Origin of the sequence: Flavobacterium sharifuzzamanii (assembly GCF_003254585.1) — a bacterium.
Classification (GTDB): domain Bacteria; phylum Bacteroidota; class Bacteroidia; order Flavobacteriales; family Flavobacteriaceae; genus Flavobacterium; species Flavobacterium sharifuzzamanii.
Window position 1 is genome coordinate 513,591 of the sequence record NZ_QJGZ01000041.1, and the last position, 18,077, is coordinate 531,667.

General features: G+C 33.6%; 21 protein-coding genes and 1 riboswitch. Of the genes, 8 read left to right on the top strand and 13 right to left on the bottom strand.

From position 1 onward, the window contains the following. Position 1: 1 nt before the first annotated feature. Positions 2 to 406, top strand: a complete 405-nt coding sequence (gene arfB, locus DMA14_RS19430) for an alternative ribosome rescue aminoacyl-tRNA hydrolase ArfB (protein WP_111426188.1) — start codon at positions 2 to 4, stop codon at positions 404 to 406. A 282-nt stretch (positions 407 to 688) separates the two neighbouring features. Further along, positions 689 to 2,878, top strand: coding sequence for a TonB-dependent receptor (locus DMA14_RS19435; protein ID WP_111426189.1), 2,190 nt, complete (start codon positions 689 to 691; stop codon positions 2,876 to 2,878). A gap of 53 nt (positions 2,879 to 2,931) precedes the next feature. On the opposite strand, the gene DMA14_RS19440 is transcribed toward DMA14_RS19435, so the two are convergent. Then, the gene (locus DMA14_RS19440) at positions 2,932 to 3,348 is read right to left on the bottom strand and encodes a Rieske (2Fe-2S) protein (protein WP_111426190.1); all 417 of its coding nucleotides are present in this window, start codon (positions 3,346 to 3,348) and stop codon (positions 2,932 to 2,934) included. Between the two features lie 159 nt (positions 3,349 to 3,507). On the opposite strand from DMA14_RS19440, the gene greA reads away from it, so the two are divergent. Next, a complete protein-coding gene (gene greA, locus DMA14_RS19445) occupies positions 3,508 to 3,984 on the top strand; it encodes a transcription elongation factor GreA (RefSeq protein ID WP_026728641.1) in 477 nt (158 codons plus the stop codon). A 71-nt stretch (positions 3,985 to 4,055) separates the two neighbouring features. Continuing rightward, positions 4,056 to 4,445: an HIT family protein gene (locus DMA14_RS19450; RefSeq protein WP_111426191.1), complete on the top strand. Its 390-nt coding sequence runs from the start codon at positions 4,056 to 4,058 to the stop codon at positions 4,443 to 4,445. 54 nt (positions 4,446 to 4,499) lie between these two features. Here DMA14_RS19450 and DMA14_RS19455 read toward each other — a convergent pair whose 3' ends face one another. After that, positions 4,500 to 5,651 carry a sensor histidine kinase gene (locus DMA14_RS19455; RefSeq protein WP_111426192.1) on the bottom strand — a complete coding sequence of 384 codons (1,152 nt, stop codon included), beginning with the start codon at positions 5,649 to 5,651 and terminating at the stop codon, positions 4,500 to 4,502. A gap of 161 nt (positions 5,652 to 5,812) precedes the next feature. On the opposite strand from DMA14_RS19455, the gene DMA14_RS19460 reads away from it, so the two are divergent. From DMA14_RS19460 to DMA14_RS19475, 4 genes are all read left to right on the top strand, one after another. Continuing rightward, complete coding sequence (locus DMA14_RS19460; protein ID WP_111426193.1) at positions 5,813 to 6,688, top strand: flavin reductase family protein; 876 nt, start codon at positions 5,813 to 5,815, stop codon at positions 6,686 to 6,688. 33 nt (positions 6,689 to 6,721) lie between these two features. Next, positions 6,722 to 7,093, top strand: coding sequence for a DUF3127 domain-containing protein (locus DMA14_RS19465; RefSeq protein ID WP_111379285.1), 372 nt, complete (start codon positions 6,722 to 6,724; stop codon positions 7,091 to 7,093). 241 nt (positions 7,094 to 7,334) lie between these two features. Next, positions 7,335 to 7,979 carry a leucyl/phenylalanyl-tRNA--protein transferase gene (gene aat, locus DMA14_RS19470; RefSeq protein ID WP_111426194.1) on the top strand — a complete coding sequence of 215 codons (645 nt, stop codon included), beginning with the start codon at positions 7,335 to 7,337 and terminating at the stop codon, positions 7,977 to 7,979. A gap of 3 nt (positions 7,980 to 7,982) precedes the next feature. Beyond that, the gene (locus DMA14_RS19475; RefSeq protein ID WP_111426195.1) at positions 7,983 to 8,777 is read left to right on the top strand and encodes an MOSC domain-containing protein; all 795 of its coding nucleotides are present in this window, start codon (positions 7,983 to 7,985) and stop codon (positions 8,775 to 8,777) included. Here DMA14_RS19475 and DMA14_RS19480 read toward each other — a convergent pair. From DMA14_RS19480 to DMA14_RS19530, 11 genes are all read right to left on the bottom strand, one after another. Further along, the gene (locus tag DMA14_RS19480) at positions 8,774 to 9,484 is read right to left on the bottom strand and encodes a HesA/MoeB/ThiF family protein (protein WP_111426196.1); all 711 of its coding nucleotides are present in this window, start codon (positions 9,482 to 9,484) and stop codon (positions 8,774 to 8,776) included. The genes DMA14_RS19475 and DMA14_RS19480 overlap by 4 nt on opposite strands. A gap of 77 nt (positions 9,485 to 9,561) precedes the next feature. Beyond that, entirely contained in the window at positions 9,562 to 10,674 is a 1,113-nt protein-coding gene (thiH, locus tag DMA14_RS19485; RefSeq protein ID WP_111426197.1) for a 2-iminoacetate synthase ThiH, read from the bottom strand. A gap of 151 nt (positions 10,675 to 10,825) precedes the next feature. After that, the gene (locus DMA14_RS19490) at positions 10,826 to 11,602 is read right to left on the bottom strand and encodes a thiazole synthase (protein WP_111426198.1); all 777 of its coding nucleotides are present in this window, start codon (positions 11,600 to 11,602) and stop codon (positions 10,826 to 10,828) included. Next, complete coding sequence (locus DMA14_RS19495) at positions 11,583 to 12,221, bottom strand: thiamine phosphate synthase (protein WP_111426199.1); 639 nt, start codon at positions 12,219 to 12,221, stop codon at positions 11,583 to 11,585. The genes DMA14_RS19490 and DMA14_RS19495 overlap by 20 nt, the downstream gene beginning before the upstream one ends. Continuing rightward, positions 12,214 to 12,966, bottom strand: coding sequence for a hydroxymethylpyrimidine/phosphomethylpyrimidine kinase (locus tag DMA14_RS19500; protein ID WP_111426200.1), 753 nt, complete (start codon positions 12,964 to 12,966; stop codon positions 12,214 to 12,216). Before DMA14_RS19500 ends, DMA14_RS19495 begins: the two co-directional genes overlap by 8 nt. Further along, positions 12,924 to 13,547, bottom strand: coding sequence for a thiamine phosphate synthase (locus DMA14_RS19505; protein ID WP_111426201.1), 624 nt, complete (start codon positions 13,545 to 13,547; stop codon positions 12,924 to 12,926). The genes DMA14_RS19500 and DMA14_RS19505 overlap by 43 nt, the downstream gene beginning before the upstream one ends. An 89-nt stretch (positions 13,548 to 13,636) precedes the next feature. Further along, complete coding sequence (thiC, locus tag DMA14_RS19510) at positions 13,637 to 15,460, bottom strand: phosphomethylpyrimidine synthase ThiC (protein WP_111426202.1); 1,824 nt, start codon at positions 15,458 to 15,460, stop codon at positions 13,637 to 13,639. A 101-nt stretch (positions 15,461 to 15,561) separates the two neighbouring features. Continuing rightward, positions 15,562 to 15,768, bottom strand: coding sequence for a sulfur carrier protein ThiS (thiS, locus tag DMA14_RS19515; protein WP_111426250.1), 207 nt, complete (start codon positions 15,766 to 15,768; stop codon positions 15,562 to 15,564). A gap of 66 nt (positions 15,769 to 15,834) precedes the next feature. Beyond that, positions 15,835 to 15,931, bottom strand: a riboswitch (TPP riboswitch). An 85-nt stretch (positions 15,932 to 16,016) separates the two neighbouring features. Beyond that, positions 16,017 to 16,580: a DNA-3-methyladenine glycosylase I gene (locus tag DMA14_RS19520; RefSeq protein WP_111426251.1), complete on the bottom strand. Its 564-nt coding sequence runs from the start codon at positions 16,578 to 16,580 to the stop codon at positions 16,017 to 16,019. Positions 16,581 to 16,596: 16 nt separating this feature from the next. Then, on the bottom strand, positions 16,597 to 17,274 hold the full coding sequence (locus DMA14_RS19525) for a hypothetical protein (protein ID WP_111426203.1): 678 nt from the start codon (positions 17,272 to 17,274) through the stop codon (positions 16,597 to 16,599). 18 nt (positions 17,275 to 17,292) lie between these two features. Beyond that, complete coding sequence (locus tag DMA14_RS19530; RefSeq protein WP_111426204.1) at positions 17,293 to 17,955, bottom strand: queuosine precursor transporter; 663 nt, start codon at positions 17,953 to 17,955, stop codon at positions 17,293 to 17,295. Positions 17,956 to 18,077 lie beyond the last annotated feature (122 nt).

Genomic DNA, 18,077 nt, shown 5'->3' on the forward strand with positions numbered 1-18,077 from the left:
TATGGATTCCGAAAAAATTATATCAGAATTAAACTTTAAAGCTGTTCGAAGCAGCGGAGCAGGTGGGCAAAACGTGAATAAAGTTTCGTCTAAAGTGGTTTTGAGTTTTGATCTGAATGCTTCGCAAGCTTTATCTGAAGACGAAAAATTACTATTGCAAACCAATATTGGTGCTCGTTTAACAACCGAAAATATTCTGATTTTAAACTGTGACGAAGATCGAAGCCAGATTAAAAACAAAGAAATTGTAATAAAGAGATTTCTAGAAGTAATAAAAAAAGGGCTTTATGTTCCTAAAGTTAGAAAGGCGACAAAAGTTCCAAAATCTGTAATTAAAAAAAGAATTAAGGATAAGAAGAATATTTCTGATCTAAAGCAATCCAGAAGAAAACCTAACTTAGATTAAATATCAATTTTTAAAGTTCCAAATTCCACTAAACTAATTAAAAGTAAGTTTTTGGAATTTGGAATTTCTTTTTTGGAGTTTTAAATATTTTAACACTAAATTTGCACTGTCTCAAAGGGGTGCTCCAAATAACGAGCTGAGATCATACCCAAAGAACCTGAGCGAGTAATGTTGCTAAGGGAAAAACGACACTATCGAGCGTGCACACTTTATTTTGTCGTGAAACACATTTATTAATTTAACAAAAGAATAATTCCCCCTTTTATTCGTAATTCTTTACGAATGAAAACTATTTTTAAAGGTACTGAGGTACTAAGTTGCAAAGGTTCTAAGATTCAAAAAATGAGCAGGACCAAATCTATTTTCTTTCTTCTCTCTTCTGGTTTCTTCACACTACTATCTTTTGCACAGCAGCAAGATTCTACAAAAGTGAATCAGCTTGATGATGTATTGGTTTCTGCAGTTCGTGTTACTTCTAAGACTCCTGTGAGTTTTAGTAATATGGATAAAAAGGAAATTAAGTATAGAAATCTAGGCCAAGACATTCCTGTTCTGATGAATTACATGCCTTCAGTTGTAACTACGTCAGATGCTGGAAATGGTGTTGGTTATACTGGTATTCGTGTGCGTGGAAGCGATGCAACACGTGTAAATGTAACCATAAACGGAATTCCGTACAATGATGCAGAAAGTCAAGGAACATTTTGGGTAAATATGCCCGACTTTGCTTCTTCAGTAGAAAGTCTTCAATTACAGCGCGGAGTTGGAACATCAACAAATGGAGCAGGAGCTTTTGGAGCTAGTTTGAATTTATTGACTGATACTTATGCTAGAAAAGCAACAGGTGAAATCTCAAGTTCTGCAGGTTCATTCAATACAATTAAAAATACGGTAAAGTTTAGTACAGGTTTATTAAATGATCATTTTGAAATTGCGGGACGTTTGTCTACAATAAAAACACACGGATATATTGATCGCGGAAGTGCGGATTTAAAATCATATTTCTTGCAGGGAACTTATGTTGGTAAAACAACTTTGATTAAAGCGTTGGTTTTTGGAGGAACTGAAAAAACGTATCAATCTTGGAACGGAATTGATGCAGAAACTCTAAATACAAATCGTACTTTTAATTCAGCAGGAATGTACACAGATGATGCAGGAAATGTTCATTTTTATGATAACGAAACAGATAATTACAATCAAGATCATTATCAATTGCATTGGAGTGAATCTATTTCTGATAAATGGAGCACAAACCTGGCATTTCATTATACAAAGGGAAAAGGATATTACGAAAATTATAAAGAAGATGAACCTGTTGAAGGTTATGGGCCAATTAAGCCAACAAAAACAGTTGAAGATGATAATGGAAATTTAATTCCAGTAACCGATTTGATTCGTCAAAAATGGTTGGATAATGATTTCTACGGAACGACTTTTTCTGCTAAATATGTAACAGAAAAACTAAATGTTATTTTAGGAGGAGGTTGGAATAAATACGAAGGTGACCATTTTGGAAAAGTAATCTGGGCACAATATTCAGATCAGTCAGCGTTAGGAGCTCATTATTACGATGATTATTCGTCAAAAACGGATGGTAATGTTTTCGCGAAAGCAAATTATCAATTCACAGAAAAATTAAGTTTCTACGGAGATTTGCAATACAGAAATGTGAAATATAAAGCCAATAGTGCAGAAACTGGTTTGGTAGACGATAATTTCAACTTTTTCAATCCGAAAGCTGGTTTGAATTATGCTTTCAATGAAAAAAACACTTTGTATTTCTCTTACGCACGAGCGAATCGTGAACCAAACAGAACAGATTACGAAGGTGGAAATGTAAAACCAGAAAAGCTTAATGATTTTGAATTAGGTTGGAGATTCAATTCAGAGAAATTTCAATTGAATTCTAATTTGTATTATATGGGATACAAAGACCAGCTGATTTTAACGGGAAGATTAGACGATGTTGGAAATCCTATTCGCGCCAATACAGAGAAAAGTTACCGTTTAGGATTTGAGTTTGATGCCACGATTGCACTTTCTGAGAAATTCACTTTAAGGCCAAACTTTACTTTAAGCAGCAACAAAAACGTAGATTTAGCTGTTGATGGAGAATTTTACGGAACTACAAAAATTGCCTATTCTCCAGAAGTAATTGCAGGAAACGTTATTGTGTATAAACCTATGGAGAGATTGTATCTTGCATTATTACAAAAATATGTTGGAGAACAATACATGAACAATATTGAACTTCCGGCAGCTAAATTGGCAGATTACTTTGTAAACGATTTTAATGCATCTTACGAAATAAAACCAAAAACAATTTTCCAATCGATAACAATTACTGCTTTGGTAAATAATATTTTCGACAAGAAATATGTTTCAAACGGAGCAATGTGGGATGTTTATCCATACTATTATCCGCAAGCTGGAACCAATTTCTTAATTGGTTTGAGTTTGAAATTCTAATTAAGTTAAGACACAAAAAAAAAGCCTGAAATTATTTTCAGGCTTTTTTGTTTTTAATTGTATACATGAATAACGGTTCCAGAATATTCGACACGATATTGTTTCATCGGATATTCTTTTCCGCCAAGCCCTGTAAATAGATTATATTGAGTTTTGTCGCAGGAACAAACAGCATAAATCCCATCAATTGTCATTGCGGTGCAAGAAGTTAAAGCTTGGTTTGGACAAGCTGCATCAAAAGCAGTATAAGTTCCTTCACCAGTTTTCATTACGATAATTCCTTTTGCACCATAATTAGCAACATAAACAGGGTTGCTTGGATACAGTAGTTTGTTGTAAGTAGGAAGATTAGTGTCCAGATACGCGTTTATCGAATAGTTGGGAATGTACGGATTGTTATTACTTCTGTTATTGTCACTGCAAGAGAATAAAACTGCAGTAAATGCGATAAAGAACCAGATTTTTTTCATTATTTGAATAAGAATTAGTTAAAACAAAAATAATTTATTTAGATTTGAAATCTATATATGATTAACATATAATTATGTACTATTAAAAATTATAGTATATTTGTGGTAAGAAAATCCCGTCGCGATGGGATTTTTTGTATTTATATAAACGATGAAGTTATGAGTAAAGTATCTTATTATACAGCAGAAGGATTAAAAAAATTAAAAGATGAATTGGAGCATTTAAAGAGTGTAATGCGTCCAAAGGCATCTCAAGATATTGCAGATGCAAGAGATAAAGGTGATTTGTCTGAAAATGCAGAATATGATGCAGCAAAAGAAGCGCAAGGTTTATTAGAAATGAGAATTGCTAAACTTGAAGAAGTATATGCAAATGCAAGATTAATTGATGAATCGCAATTGGATGTTTCTAAAGTTTTGGTTTTATCGAATGTAAAGATCAAAAACCAAAGTAACGGAATGGAGATGAAATATACGCTTGTTGCAGAAAGCGAAGCAGATTTAAAAACAGGTAAAATTTCTGTAACTTCTCCTATCGGGAAAGGTTTATTAGGGAAATCTGTTGGAGAAGTAGCTGAAATTACGGTTCCAAACGGAGTTTTGAAATTTGAAATTCTGGAAATTTCGAGAGACTAAATTTTAGTTTAACCGGTTAATCGTTTATTCGTTTGACCGATTTAATGATTAACCGATTACACAAATAAACAATGGCATCAATATTCACTAAAATTGTAAACGGAGAAATTCCCGCATACAAAATCGCTGAAGACGAGAACTATTTAGCATTTTTAGATGTAAATCCAAACGCTAAAGGACACACACTTTGTATCCCAAAACAAGAGATTGATAAGATTTTTGATATGGACGAAGAACTGTATTTAGGATTGATGAAGTTCTCTAAAAAAGTGGCGGCAGCTTTAGAAAAAACAGTTCCATGCAAAAGAATCGGAATTGCAGTTGTTGGACTTGAAGTACCTCACGCACACGTACATTTGATTCCGTTAAACCACATGGACGAAATGCGTTTTATTGATAAAGTGACACTTTCTAAAGAAGAGTTTGAAGCTTTAGCAAAAGATATTCAATCGAATTTATAAGACTTCGACTTCGCTCAGTCTGACAAAAAAGATAACTAAAGTGCAGTAAATTTTTTACTGCACTTTTTTATTTAAAGCAATCTGAAAAGTAGTTCCTTTTCCAATTTCAGAATTCAGTACTTTTATTTTTCCGTTGTGATATTCCTCGACAATTCTTTTGGTTAAAGAAAGTCCAAGTCCCCAACCGCGTTTTTTTGTGGTATATCCAGTTTCAAAAATGGTTTTAAACTGTTTTTTAGGAATTCCGGTTCCAGAATCTTTAATATTAATTTTTACATGCTGAGCATCTTGTTCAACTTGAAGATCTAATGTTCCTTTTCCTTTCATCGCATCGATAGCGTTTTTTACTAAATTTTCGATAGTCCAGCTATGCAATGTTGGGTTTATCATAGCTAAAATAGGTTCATTTGGAGCATAAAATGAAAACGTAACCTGTTTTGAAAAACGAGATTGTAAATATTCATAAGCCGTTTTAGTTTCTTCTACAATATCATGAAGTTCTAAAACTGGTACCGAGCCAATTTTAGAAAAACGATCTGTTATAGTTTGCAGGCGTTCGATATCTTTTTCGATTTCAATGCTAATTGACGGATCAATATCTTCTGTTTTTAATATTTCGACCCAGCCAATTAATGATGAAAGGGGGGTACCAATCTGATGTGCTGTTTCTTTTGCCATTCCTGCCCAAAGTTTGTTCTGGGTTGCCATTTTGGTGCTTTTATAAAAGTTGTAAATTAAAGCAATACATAGAAATATAATCAGAAGCAGCGCAATAGGATAATATTTGAGTTTGTTTAGCAATGAAGAGTTGCCGTAATATAATGTCTGATATTTTCCTGGTGCATATTCGAAAGTGATTGGTTCATTTTCATTTTTCAGCTTGTTCAAGAAAGCAATTCTTTTTTTCTTATCATTAAGAATTTCATCGGGAACATTTACCGCACTCACCACTTTATCATACAGCATTATTATACCCGGAATCGAAGTGTTATTGTTGAAAATCTGAAGAGGAAGTTCGACATCAGTATTTTCATCTGCATTAACTATTGAAATTTGAGCCTTTACAAAAAGGTTCATTTTCAAGCGTTCTTCATTTTTAAAAATTTGGAAGAAAGTATAAGTGTTCCAAAGAATTAGAGAAATGATTATAAAACATACCGAAATAATAATCCAGCGGGTTGTATTTGTTCTTTCAGAAAAAGACATATCAGTTTTTTTGAGGTATAAATATAACGAAATATAAACATTTTATATTTTGCCGATGTAGAAAGATTTTTTCGTTTTTATCTGCAAAACTATTTCTTCGAATTAAACCATTTCAATACTTTTGTAGCTGCTAAAATGAGATTCTGTCTAAATTTTAAAGTATGATCAGCGTTAACCCAAAAGAGATTCCAACGGCCAAATTGCAAGGCTATCTTCAGAGTTCAATCGGACCAAGACCTATTGCTTTTGCAAGTACAATTAGTGAAACAGGAATACCAAATTTATCTCCGTTTAGTTTCTTTAATGTATTTAGTGCCAATCCGCCAATTTTGGTTTTTTCGCCATCAAGACGTGTTCGTGACAATACTGTAAAGCATACTTTAATTAATGCCGAAGCAACTCGAGAAGTAGTGATAAATGTTGTAAATTACGATATTGTACAGCAAACTTCTTTAGCAAGTACAGAATATGGAGACGGAGTAAACGAATTTATTAAAGCTGGATTAACCCAAATTCCATCCGATTTAGTAAAACCATATCGCGTAAAAGAGTCTCCAGTTCAGTTTGAATGCAAGATTACGCAGATTATCCCGTTAGGAACAGAAGGTGGAGCAGGAAATTTGATTTTATGCGAAGTCGTAAAAATTCATATTGACGAATCGATTTTAGATGAAAATGGAGCAATCGACCAGCATAAAATTGACTTGGTTTCAAGACTTGGAAATAATTGGTATTCAAGATCTAATCAAGGACTTTTTGAAGTCGCAAAACCCCTGACAACATTGGGAGTAGGTGTAGATGCGATACCCGATTTTGTAAAAGAAAGCCCTGTTTTTGATGGGAATGATTTAGGAAAATTAGGAAATGTTGAAACCTTGCCTACAAAAGAAGAAGTTAGTATATTTGTGAAAGAAAATTTCACAGTCAAAGGAGTTTTAAGCTCAGACGACCAGAAAAAAGTACATTTAGAAGCCAAAAAATACTTGGATAATGGCGATGTAGAATCGGCTTGGAAAGTGCTTTTAGCTAAAAAATAAAAGAAATAGAAACAATAATTAATACAGACGAAGATGGAAGTTACAGGAAAAGTAAAAGTGGTTAACCCAGAGCAGCAAGTTAGTGCCTCATTCAAAAAAAGAGAGTTAGTTGTTACTACTGAGGAGCAGTATCCACAACATATTTTAATCGAATTTACACAAGATAAATGCGATTTGTTGAGTAGCTATAAACAAGGAGATGCAGTAAAAGTTTCTATCAATTTAAGAGGAAGAGAATGGGTTAATCCGCAAGGAGAAACTAGATATTTCAATAGTATTCAAGGTTGGAGAATCGAAAGATTAGCAGCAGAAACTCCGGGACAAGCTCCTGCAATGCCAGCAGCAGAAACTTTTGCTCCAGCAACAAACTTAAATGAAGACGAACCAGACGATTTACCGTTCTAAGAGTTTAAAATTCAATTTACTAAATTCCAAATTCCAATTCATTCTCGTGAATTTGGAATTTGGAATTTTATTTTTGATTAAAGAATAAAAAAACTTACTCATAGTTTTGTCATTTCGACGAAGGAGAAATCTTCGCAAGTAACTCCACAAAGATTTGTTTTTCATACGGAAATAATAAGATTATGAAACATTGGTATTTGGAATTTTACTATTTGAATTCAAAAATTGATTATTTTTAAAAATGTACTATTTATTCAACGATTTATTTTTTCCGCCAGTTGAAGAAGCTGATGAAGAGGGAATTTTAGCGATAGGAGGAGATTTAAGTCCAGAGCGTTTACTGTTGGCTTACAAAAGCGGTATTTTTCCATGGTTTAATGAAGGAGAACCGATTCTTTGGTGGGCGCCTGATCCGCGAATGGTATTGTTTTTTGATGAGTTGGTAATATCCAAAAGCATGAGAAAAATTCTCAATAAGAAAATGTTTAAGGTTACTTATAATAAAAGTTTTAGAGAAGTAATTTCAAATTGCCAACAAATAAAAAGAGAGGGGCAAGAGGGTACTTGGATTTCTGATGAAATGATTGAAGCCTATTGCAAATTGCATGAAGAAGGAGTTGCAAAATCAGTTGAGGTTTGGCAGGATGATGCGTTGGTAGGTGGTTTATATGGAATTGATTTGGGAAAAGGAAATATTTTTTGCGGAGAAAGTATGTTTTCTAAAGTTTCGAATGCTTCAAAAACAGCTTTTATTGCTTTAGCACTATATTTGAAGAAAGAAAATTATAAATTATTGGATTGCCAGGTTTACAATCCGCATTTGGAGAGCTTAGGCTGCCGAGAAATTGATCGTGAAGAGTTTATGTCCATTTTAAAAAGTAAATAGAAAATGAATGCCATTTACAGCGTAAAAGAAATTTATATTTATCCGATAAAAAGTTTGGCAGGAATCAGTCTTGAATCTGCAAAAGCTGAAGAAATGGGATTTGAAAACGATCGCCGTTGGATGCTTATTGATGCAGAAAATCAAATGCTGACACAAAGAGAACATCGAATTATGAGTCAGTTTTATCCGCAGATTTCAAATGGAAAAATTAGCATTACTTTTCAGGATCAAAAGCATGAATTTTCTATTAACGAGCATTTAGAAAATGTGATAGAAGTTAATGTTTGGGATGATAAAAGCGAAGTGGTTGAGGTAAATCATGAAACATCAAAATGGTTTAGTCAGCATTTAGGTTTTGATTGTAAATTGGTTAAAATACTTAAAAATGGAGCTCGTAAACACGAAAGTTCTAAATTAAAAGAAACATTCAATGTGAGTCTTGCAGACGGTTACCCATATTTATTGATTGGATCTAAAAGCTTGGATTTTTTGAATGACAAATTGGATGAAAAAATTACCATAAAAAGGTTCCGTCCTAACATTGTCGTAAGCACCGAAAATCCTCATGAAGAAGATGATTTTAAGACTTTTGCGATAGGAGACGTTCAATTTAAAAACATAAAACCCTGCGGAAGATGTGTTATGGTAAACAATGATCCGGAGAATGGGCGTTTGAAAAAAGAGCCTTTAAAAACTTTAAGCAAATATAGAAATGTAGATAATTCTGTTTTATTCGGAACCAATATTGTAAGTCTGAATTCTGGAATTATTAGCGTTGGCGATGAGGTTATTTTCTAGAAATTCAGTTTTATAAAATTCCAATTTAAAGTATTAAAAATGACCAATTCATTTTTTAAAGTTGGTAATTCTAAGATCAGTTTTAAGGTTTCGTGTGCCATCATATTACCCATAATTCCGGGCAATGTACCTAAAACGCCATTCAAATTGCAATTCGGAACATCTTTTGGGTCAGGCATTTCAGGAAATAAATCTCTAAGATTTTTACTTCCGTTATGATTAAAAACCGCAATCTGACCTTCAAATTTTAAAATGCTTCCGTAAACTAAAGGTTTGTTAAGCTGAACGCAAGTATCATTGACTAAATAACGAGTAGAAAAATTATCAGAACCATCTACAACAATGTCATATTGCCGAATGATTTCTGATGCATTTTCAACCGTTAATTTTTCATTGATTGCAACAGCTTCAATCAGCGGATTTAGTTTTGATACGACTTCTTTTGCCACGACAGATTTATGTTTGCCAATTTCATTTTCAGTATATAAAATCTGTCTATGAAGATTATGAATTTCGATCGTATCAAAATCCATAATTCCAATAAAACCAACTCCTGCAGTTGCAATATATTGTAAAATTGGACAGCCCAAACCACCTGCTCCAATTACTAGAACTTTAGCTTTTTTTAATTTTTCCTGACCTTCATCGCCAATTTCAGGCAGAATAGTTTGTCTGTTGTAACGTAAAAATTCTTGTATAACACTCATTTTTTTAATTGTGAATTGTGAATTGTGAATTGTAAAATGTTAAGTTTTCAAACTTGAAACTTGAAACTTGAAACATTTCAACTATAAGCCTTGTTCCAGTCTTTCCAAACAGGTTCATAACCTGCATTTTTTATGATGTTTGAAATTTCTTCTGCAGAACGTTCATCGCTGATTTCAAATTGCTCCAAAGATTGGGGATCAACAACATAACCACCTGGATTGGTTTTAGAACCAGCACTCATGCTCGTAACGCCAATCGGAATAATGTTGTTTCTAAATTTCTCATTTTCACGGGTTGAAATGGAAATTTCTAAATCTTCATTCCATAAACGATAAGCGCAGATTAATTGTGTCAAATCTTTATCGTCCATAATAAAATTGGGTTCGATAATTCCTTCAGCGGGACGAAGACGTGGAAAGGAAACCGAATATTTTGTCTGCCAATATTTTTTTTGGAGATAATCTAAATGTAGAGCGTTAAAAAAACTATCTGTTCGCCAATCTTCCAAACCTAATAAAACGCCCAAACCAATTTTATGAATTCCAGCTGTTCCAATTCTATCAGGAGTTTCCAATCTATAATCGAAGTTTGATTTTTTACCTTTGGTATGGTACTTTTTATAAACTTCCTGATGATACGTTTCCTGATAAACCAAAACAGAATATACTCCGGCATTGTGTAAACGCTCGTAATCTTCTGTAGAAAGTGGCTGAACTTCAACAGAAATAATGGAAAAATCTTTTCTAATTAAATCAATTGCATTCAGAAAATAATTAATATTTACAGTATAATTTGCTTCTCCCGTAACCAATAGAACATGATCAAAGCCAGTTTTTTTTAAGGCTTCGACTTCTAGTTTTATTTCAGCATCAGAAAGAGTTTTCCGTTTGATTTTATTGTCTAAACTAAATCCGCAATAGGTGCAGATATTTTGGCATTCGTTGCTTAGATATAATGGAGCGTACATTTGGATAGTTTTTCCGAAACGTTTCTTGGTAATTTCATGGCATTTTTGAGCCATTTGCTCTAAATAATTTTGAGCAATAGGAGAAATTAGAATCAAAAAATCGTCAAGATTGTATTTGGTTTTGGCCAAAGTGCGTTCTACATCTTTTGATGTGGTTTTATATATTCTAGATTGGATTTCATCCCAATTATATTGCTCGAAAATAGATTTAAAAGTATTCATGTGAGTTTAGTTTACTGCAAAAGTTTTTTAACGCAAAGCGCGCTAAGAATACGCAAAGATCGCTAAGCTTTGAGTTCTTGTCTTTGGCAAAAAGTCCGCAAAGCTTAGCGAACTTTGCGAAAAAACTCTGCGAACTTTGCGTTAAAAAAAATTACTCATAAAGAAATGAAGTCAAAGGACTAGAAGCCGAAGCGTAATTTTGTTGATTGGCAACTTTAGCTTCAAAAGCTTTTCTTCCTGCAACAACAGCTTCTTTAAAAGCCTCAGCCATTAATTTCGGATTTCCAGCAACAGCAATTGCAGTATTCACTAATACCGCATCGGCACCAATTTCCATTGCTTTTGCTGCATCAGAAGGCACTCCAATTCCAGCATCTACGATAACAGGAACAGTGCTTTGTTCAATTATAATTTCTAAAAAATCGATCGTTTTTAAACCTTTATTGCTTCCAATTGGTGAACCTAACGGCATTACAGCCGATGTTCCAACATTTTCTAAATGCTTGCATAAAACAGGATCAGCATGAATGTACGGCAGCACAATAAAACCCAATTTTGCCAATTCTTCTGTTGCTTTTAAAGTCTCAATCGGATCTGGCATTAAATATTTCGGATCGGGATGAATTTCTAATTTTACCCAATTGGTTTCCAAAGCTTCACGAGCCAATTGCGCAGCAAAAACAGCCTCTTTGGCATTTCTTGCTCCAGAAGTGTTGGGTAGTAAATTGATATTTGGATGTTTTAAGTGCGATAAAATAGCATCTGTATCAGTTTCAAGATCAATACGCTTTAGGGCAACAGTAACCAATTCGCTTTCTGAAGCTAAAACAGCATCTTCCATTTCTTCATTCGAACCAAATTTCCCAGTTCCGAGAAACAAACGGGATTTAAAGGTTTTGTCTCCTATATTAAACAATGATGTCTGCATATAATTTTTCTTTTAATTGTTGAATTAATTTTGGTTTTTCATCGCTTTCAGTAATGATTCCAGATACGGCAATTCCGAAAATTCCAGTTTCCATTAACGGACTTACATCACGCACTGTGATGCCTCCAATAGCATAAACAGGAATGTCAATTTTATTTTTTTTCAGTTTTTGAAGAATTTCATGATAACCCGACAAACCCAAAATCGGACTCAGTTTTTCTTTTGTTACTGTAAACCTGAAAGGCCCCAAGCCAATATAATCACAGCCATTTTTTACATGATTTTCGATATCTTCAAAAGTATTGGCAGTTCCTCCGATAATTTTTGTAGAACCTAAAAGTACTCTTGCTTCGTCGATTTTTGTATCTGTTAATCCTAGGTGAACGCCATCTGCTGCAATTTGTTCTGCGAGATGCAAATCATCATTTACAATAAAATTGGCAAGATATTCTTCGCATAAAGGTTTTACTGCTTCCGCTAAAGTAAAAACGTCTTTTTGCGTTTGGTTTTTAAATCGCATTTGTACCCAATTGCATCCAGCATCAAGTGCCTGATGAATGTTGCGTAATTGGTCGTCAATTGTTTCGCCTTGCGAAATATATTGCAGTTTGCTATACATAATGGTATCCGATTAATGTTGATGTTGAACTCAAATATTTTTCTATGTAGATTTTTGCATTTTTGCAAGCTACTTCCATAGTTTGATTTAGTGCTAAATTGGAAGCGATTGCTGAGGAAAGGACACAGCCGGAACCATGTTTTTCATGGCAATCTTTTTCAGTTGGGAATAAATCAAGAATTTTATTTTTTAAAAACAATTGATCTTTTCCGATTTCATTTGAGTTGTGTCCGCCTTTGAGTAGAATTGCAGTTGAAATCTCATTCTCAATCCAAAGATGATCTTTTATGAAACCAGGAAGTAATTGTTCAATTTCTATATAATTTGGTGTAATCAAATTGATTTTGGAAAGGATTTGGTTTAGATTCGAATGATCTTCAATGTTTAAGAAATCAAATTCTGTTGTCGATTTTAAAACTGGATCCCAGACAATTTTTGTGTCAGGAGAAATTAATTTTATCGTCGAAAGAATCCGATTTAAATAAGAAAGAGAAGGTACAATTCCGATTTTAACAGCACTGATTTTATAGCTTTGAAACAAGACTTCAATAGACCGTATTACAAAATTGATATTGATCCATTCAATTTTATGAAATTCATTTTCAGTCTGAATGGTATTAGCTGTTGCAATTGCAAAACCAGAAACTTTATGCTGTTCAAATGTTTTGATATCAGCCAAAATTCCAGCACCACCGGATGGATCTAAACCTGCGATTGTGAGTACGAATGGACGATTTTCTGACATAATTTAAATTGTTTTAACGGATTCTCATGGTTCCATATACTTCCTAAAAGTGCAACTTCATCAAAACCGTTTTCAAGTGTTTTTTGAATGTTTTCGGCATTAATTCCGCCTAAAGCAACCACTTTTGTTTTACTATTTGTTCTTGATTTTATAGCATCGAAAAGATCAATTTTCGGATGATAATTTTCCTTCGAAATACTTTTAAAAACCGGACTTAAGAATGCATAATCAAATTTGTTTTCTAAGGAATTAAAATCTTCGATAGAATGTGTTGATGTTGAAATTGATTCACATTTATTCCTACTAGGTTTTGAAAACCTTGCAGGAAATCCTGAACTCTGTTTTCTTTCTTTCTCGGAAAAATGAAATCGGCTAATTCCAAAATCTTCGGCTAAATGATGATGATTATGCAAAATCAGTTTATTTCGAAATTCTAATTTTATCTGATCAAGAAACTGTGCCATTTCTAATTCTGAAAAATCAGGTTTGCGAATATGAAACAAAGACAATCCTTCCTCCAATAAAGAATGAAGAATATCTATTTCATCTTCAATAAAAAAACGATTTGTAATCACAATCATTTTTTGAAAGTATTAAGTATTAAGATGAAAGAATTAAGAGATCGTCTATTTAAATCTTAATACTTAATTCTTCCATCTTAATACTCACGTTATATATAAATCTCTTTTCCTTGTTCAATAAATTCCTCTGACTTCTCTTGCATTCCTTTTTCAGCTGCTGCGACATCTCTAATTTCCTGAGATATTTTCATAGAGCAGAATTTAGGACCGCACATCGAGCAGAAATGGGCTACTTTTGCGCCATCAGCAGGGAGTGTTTCGTCGTGAAATTCTCTTGCAGTATCTGGATCAAGAGCCAAATTAAATTGATCTTCCCAACGGAATTCAAAACGAGCTTTACTCAAAGCATTATCACGATATTGTGCTCCCGGATGGCCTTTTGCTAAATCGGCAGCATGTGCAGAAATTTTATAAGTGATTACACCGTCCTTTACGTCTTTTTTATTTGGTAAACCAAGATGTTCTTTTGGCGTAACATAACACAACATTGCACAGCCATACCAACCAATCATTGCGGCACCAATTGCAGAAGTAATATGGTCGTAACCCGGTGCAATATCTGTTGTTAATGGACCTAAAGTGTAAAAAGGAGCTTCATGACAATGCTCTAATTGCTTGTCCATGTTTTCTTTAATCATGTGCATTGGTACGTGTCCTGGCCCTTCGATAAAAACCTGAACATCATGTTTCCAAGCGATTTTTGTCAATTCTCCTAAAGTTTCTAGTTCGGCAAATTGTGCAGCATCATTCGCGTCAGCAATCGAACCTGGACGTAAACCGTCTCCCAAAGAAAAAGCAACATCATATTGTTTCATGATTTCGCAGATTTCTTCAAAATGTGTGTATAAGAAGTTTTCTTTATGATGAAATAAACACCATTTCGCCATAATTGATCCTCCTCTCGAAACGATTCCTGTAACACGATTGGCTGTTAAATGGATGTAACGAAGTAAGACTCCTGCATGAATTGTAAAGTACGAAACACCTTGTTCTGCTTGTTCAATTAAAGTATCACGGAAAATTTCCCAAGTCAAATCTTCAGCAATTCCTTTTACTTTTTCAAGAGCTTGATAAATAGGAACGGTTCCGATTGGAACAGGTGAATTACGTATAATCCATTCTCTGGTTTCATGAATGTTTTTTCCCGTTGATAAATCCATGATCGTATCGGCTCCCCAACGACAAGCCCAAACGGCTTTTTCAACTTCTTCTTCAATGCTTGAAGTCACAGCGCTATTTCCGATATTGGCATTAATTTTCACTAAGAAATTACGACCAACAATCATCGGTTCACTTTCTGGGTGATTGATATTGTTTGGGATAATAGCTCTTCCGCAGGCAACTTCAGAGCGCACAAATTCGGGTGTGATTTTGTTTTTTGGAGTATTCGCACCAAAGCTGTTTCCGTTGTGTTGGCATTGCATTGCTTTGGTTTGCTCGTTTAAAAGTTCAATACGCTGATTTTCGCGAATAGAGATATATTCCATTTCTGGAGTAATAATGCCTTGTTTAGCGTAATATAACTGTGTTACATTTGCGCCTTTTTTAGCACGTTTTGGCTGATGAAGATATTCAAAGCGAAGATGATTTAAGCTTTCGTCCTTCAATCGGCTTTGACCATAATCTGAGGTGATTTCGTCTAAAATTTCGACATCATTTCGATCTAGAATCCAACTTTCGCGTAAGCGTGGCAATCCTTTTCTAATATCAATTTCGATATTTGGATCTGTATAAGCTCCAGAAGTGTCATAAACAGTTACTGGAGGATTTTTTTCTATTCCGCCATTTGAAAGTTTAGTGTCGCTTAAAGTTATTTCGCGCATGGCTACTTTTATTGGATGAATTTCACCATCGATATAAACTTTTTTAGAATTCGGAAATGGGGTTCTTGATATTTGTTCTTCGTTTGTCATGATATTTTTGTTTCAGGTTTGAAGTTTCAGGTTGACTTGAATTATAGTTATCCTCAACTATAAATAGGAATTTGTAATTTTCTGTTTTGGAATTTTAAAAATTATCCTCCTTGGGTAGCAGAAATAATTAAAATTTCGTCGGTTTCTTGTACGAAGAATTCGTTCCATTTGAGTTTTGGAACAACAGTATTGTTAACAGCAACAGCGATTCCGTTTTGTTTGTGCGGAATTTCGAGATCGAGCAATGATTGAACGCTTAGCGATTCAGCATTGAATTTTTTGGTTTGTTGATTGATTTTTAGTTCCATTCCTTTTGAGTTTAGTGTATAGATACACATTAGGAATGGCTACAATAACGCATAGAAATGCGTTCAAGAAGTCATCTTACTTTTCCCTACGCTAGTATGAACTAGATCAGGTTCAGAGGGTAAAATCTCAGCCTGCGCGATGCAGACACCCCTAAAGTGTGAAGCAAATGTAATAAAATTTTGTTTGAAAGTCCCAAGTTTCAGGTTTCAAGTTCAAAAAAACTGAAAACTGAAGGTAAAAACTGCGGTTATTTTCCTTTTCGAGTAAAGCAATCTTCCACGTGATCATTGACCATTCCGGTTGCTTGCATGTGAGCGTAAATAACGGTTGAGCCAACAAATTTGAAGCCGCGTTTTTTTAAATCTTTGCTGATGGCATCAGAAATTGGAGTAGTTGCAGGGACATCTTTCAGGGTTTTTGGATTGTTATCAATTGGTTTGCCGTTAGTAAATTTCCAGATATAATCAGAGAATGTTCCAAATTCCTCTTGAACTTTCATAAACGCCTGAGCGTTTGTAACGGCAGATTTAATTTTGAGTTGATTACGAATGATTCCTGTATTCTGCATTAATTCTTCGATTTTATCTTCAGAATAATTAGCAATTTTTTTATAATCAAAATTGTCAAAAGCAGTTTTGAAGTTTTCCCTTTTATTTAAAATAGTAATCCAACTTAATCCAGCTTGAAAAGTTTCTAGAATTAAAAATTCAAAAATTGTTGGGTCGTCGTAAATAGGAGTTCCCCATTCTTCATCATGATATTTTTTATATAAATCGCTGGCAGAACACCAGCCACATCTTATTGGCTCCATTTTTTTAATTCTATTTTTATCTTCCAATTTGCCAGCTATATCCTTTTACAGTCGGAATGTAAGCTGAGCGTCCAATTATAATTAAATTAGTGTAGATTTTTTTGTTGTATTTAATGCCAATAGCATTGCCTGACATGTACATTTTATTTGCTTTGAATTTTACTTTCATTTTGCCATCTTCAAGTTCAGCATCTGATACTTTTTCGACAAGCCAAGTTGACTTCCATTTAACTGATAGTTCATTTTCGGCCGTTTTAGTGACGCTTTTAACTAGTTTAACAGCTTCTTCAGGAATTTCAAAGTTTTGTGTCAGCTCTTTTTGTGTCATTGTTTGACCCATTTTACAATTATCAAGGATCTTTCGAATATTAATAAAGTTTAGCAATTTGTCATTTGCTTCTTTTTTAATATCAATATTTGCATTTTGAGTTTTGTTTACAAGATCAGAAGTTGGAGTTATTGCAATGGCATTTTTTACAGCAAAAGCTTTTTGATTTACAGCAGTTTTTTCTACTCCAAATTCTTTAGAGGACTTAATGTTTTTTGATGAAATTTTTACACCTTTTTTGACGGGAGCTGGTGTTAACTTATTAACAGGTTGAATGACTTCTTTAGGCTGTTTTTTCTCGTCATTGCCACAGCTTAAAAAGAAATAGGTAACAGAGAATAAAATAAGCAAGTAATTTTTTTTCATGACCTAAATATGTTTTTTTTATCCTTTATGAGCAGGATCTTCGTCCAAATATTTCTTAATCAGATGATGCCCCAGATAAATTGCTGGAGTTAATAAAATAGCAATTGCTAACTTAAAAGTATATCCTATCATTCCTGAAGATATAAAAGTGTCAAAATCAATTTTTCCAGGAAGCCAAAATGCAATTCCTAAAACAATGAATGAATCAAATAATTGCGAAATTACAGTAGAACCAGTAGTTCTTAACCATATTTTTTTCTCGCCAGTTCTGTTTTTGAAGAACCAAAATATCCATACATCAATAAGCTGAGATGCCATGAAAGCTATTAAGCTTCCAATAATAATCCACATGCTTTGTCCAAAAACAGCTTCAAACTGACTGTCATTTACTGGGCTAATTCCTTTTGCGGCGGGAATGACAATTGCCATAAAAAGTATCAAAAAAGCATAAGCAATCAAACATGCAGTTATAAAAGAAAGTTTTTTTACACCTTTTTCACCAAAATATTCATTAATCAAATCGGTAGTTAGAAATACAACTGGCCAAGGCAAAATTCCTATACTCATTACAAAGGGGCCAATTTGAATTAGCTTTCCTCCAATTAACTCAGCCACAACAGCATTGGTAATAAATATTCCTGCTAAAATTACAAAAACAATTTCTTTTCTGGTTTTAAACATGTTATTTTTAAATTGGTATTTCAAAAATAAACTATTTCTTTTTAAATCTTAGAAGCAGATTAATTTTTATAATCTGTTGGCGTATGAAGTTTGCTTCCGATTGGTTAATTTTGAGATTCTGT

Coding starts and splice junctions, on each gene's coding strand:
- thiS (WP_111426250.1), bottom strand. CDS start 15,768: ATGGAACTAAAAATCAATCAACAAACCAAAAAATTCAATGCTGAATCG.
- arfB (WP_111426188.1), top strand. CDS start 2: ATGGATTCCGAAAAAATTATATCAGAATTAAACTTTAAAGCTGTTCGA.
- DMA14_RS19455 (WP_111426192.1), bottom strand. CDS start 5,651: ATGTCTTTTTCTGAAAGAACAAATACAACCCGCTGGATTATTATTTCG.
- DMA14_RS19520 (WP_111426251.1), bottom strand. CDS start 16,580: ATGGAGCCAATAAGATGTGGCTGGTGTTCTGCCAGCGATTTATATAAA.
- DMA14_RS19500 (WP_111426200.1), bottom strand. CDS start 12,966: ATGTCAGAAAATCGTCCATTCGTACTCACAATCGCAGGTTTAGATCCA.
- DMA14_RS19530 (WP_111426204.1), bottom strand. CDS start 17,955: ATGTTTAAAACCAGAAAAGAAATTGTTTTTGTAATTTTAGCAGGAATA.
- DMA14_RS19465 (WP_111379285.1), top strand. CDS start 6,722: ATGGAAGTTACAGGAAAAGTAAAAGTGGTTAACCCAGAGCAGCAAGTT.
- greA (WP_026728641.1), top strand. CDS start 3,508: ATGAGTAAAGTATCTTATTATACAGCAGAAGGATTAAAAAAATTAAAA.
- DMA14_RS19450 (WP_111426191.1), top strand. CDS start 4,056: ATGGCATCAATATTCACTAAAATTGTAAACGGAGAAATTCCCGCATAC.
- DMA14_RS19480 (WP_111426196.1), bottom strand. CDS start 9,484: ATGAGTGTTATACAAGAATTTTTACGTTACAACAGACAAACTATTCTG.
- DMA14_RS19475 (WP_111426195.1), top strand. CDS start 7,983: ATGAATGCCATTTACAGCGTAAAAGAAATTTATATTTATCCGATAAAA.
- thiC (WP_111426202.1), bottom strand. CDS start 15,460: ATGACAAACGAAGAACAAATATCAAGAACCCCATTTCCGAATTCTAAA.
- DMA14_RS19435 (WP_111426189.1), top strand. CDS start 689: ATGAAAACTATTTTTAAAGGTACTGAGGTACTAAGTTGCAAAGGTTCT.
- DMA14_RS19505 (WP_111426201.1), bottom strand. CDS start 13,547: ATGATTGTGATTACAAATCGTTTTTTTATTGAAGATGAAATAGATATT.
- DMA14_RS19490 (WP_111426198.1), bottom strand. CDS start 11,602: ATGCAGACATCATTGTTTAATATAGGAGACAAAACCTTTAAATCCCGT.
- thiH (WP_111426197.1), bottom strand. CDS start 10,674: ATGAATACTTTTAAATCTATTTTCGAGCAATATAATTGGGATGAAATC.
- aat (WP_111426194.1), top strand. CDS start 7,335: ATGTACTATTTATTCAACGATTTATTTTTTCCGCCAGTTGAAGAAGCT.
- DMA14_RS19495 (WP_111426199.1), bottom strand. CDS start 12,221: ATGTATAGCAAACTGCAATATATTTCGCAAGGCGAAACAATTGACGAC.
- DMA14_RS19440 (WP_111426190.1), bottom strand. CDS start 3,348: ATGAAAAAAATCTGGTTCTTTATCGCATTTACTGCAGTTTTATTCTCT.
- DMA14_RS19525 (WP_111426203.1), bottom strand. CDS start 17,274: ATGAAAAAAAATTACTTGCTTATTTTATTCTCTGTTACCTATTTCTTT.
- DMA14_RS19460 (WP_111426193.1), top strand. CDS start 5,813: ATGATCAGCGTTAACCCAAAAGAGATTCCAACGGCCAAATTGCAAGGC.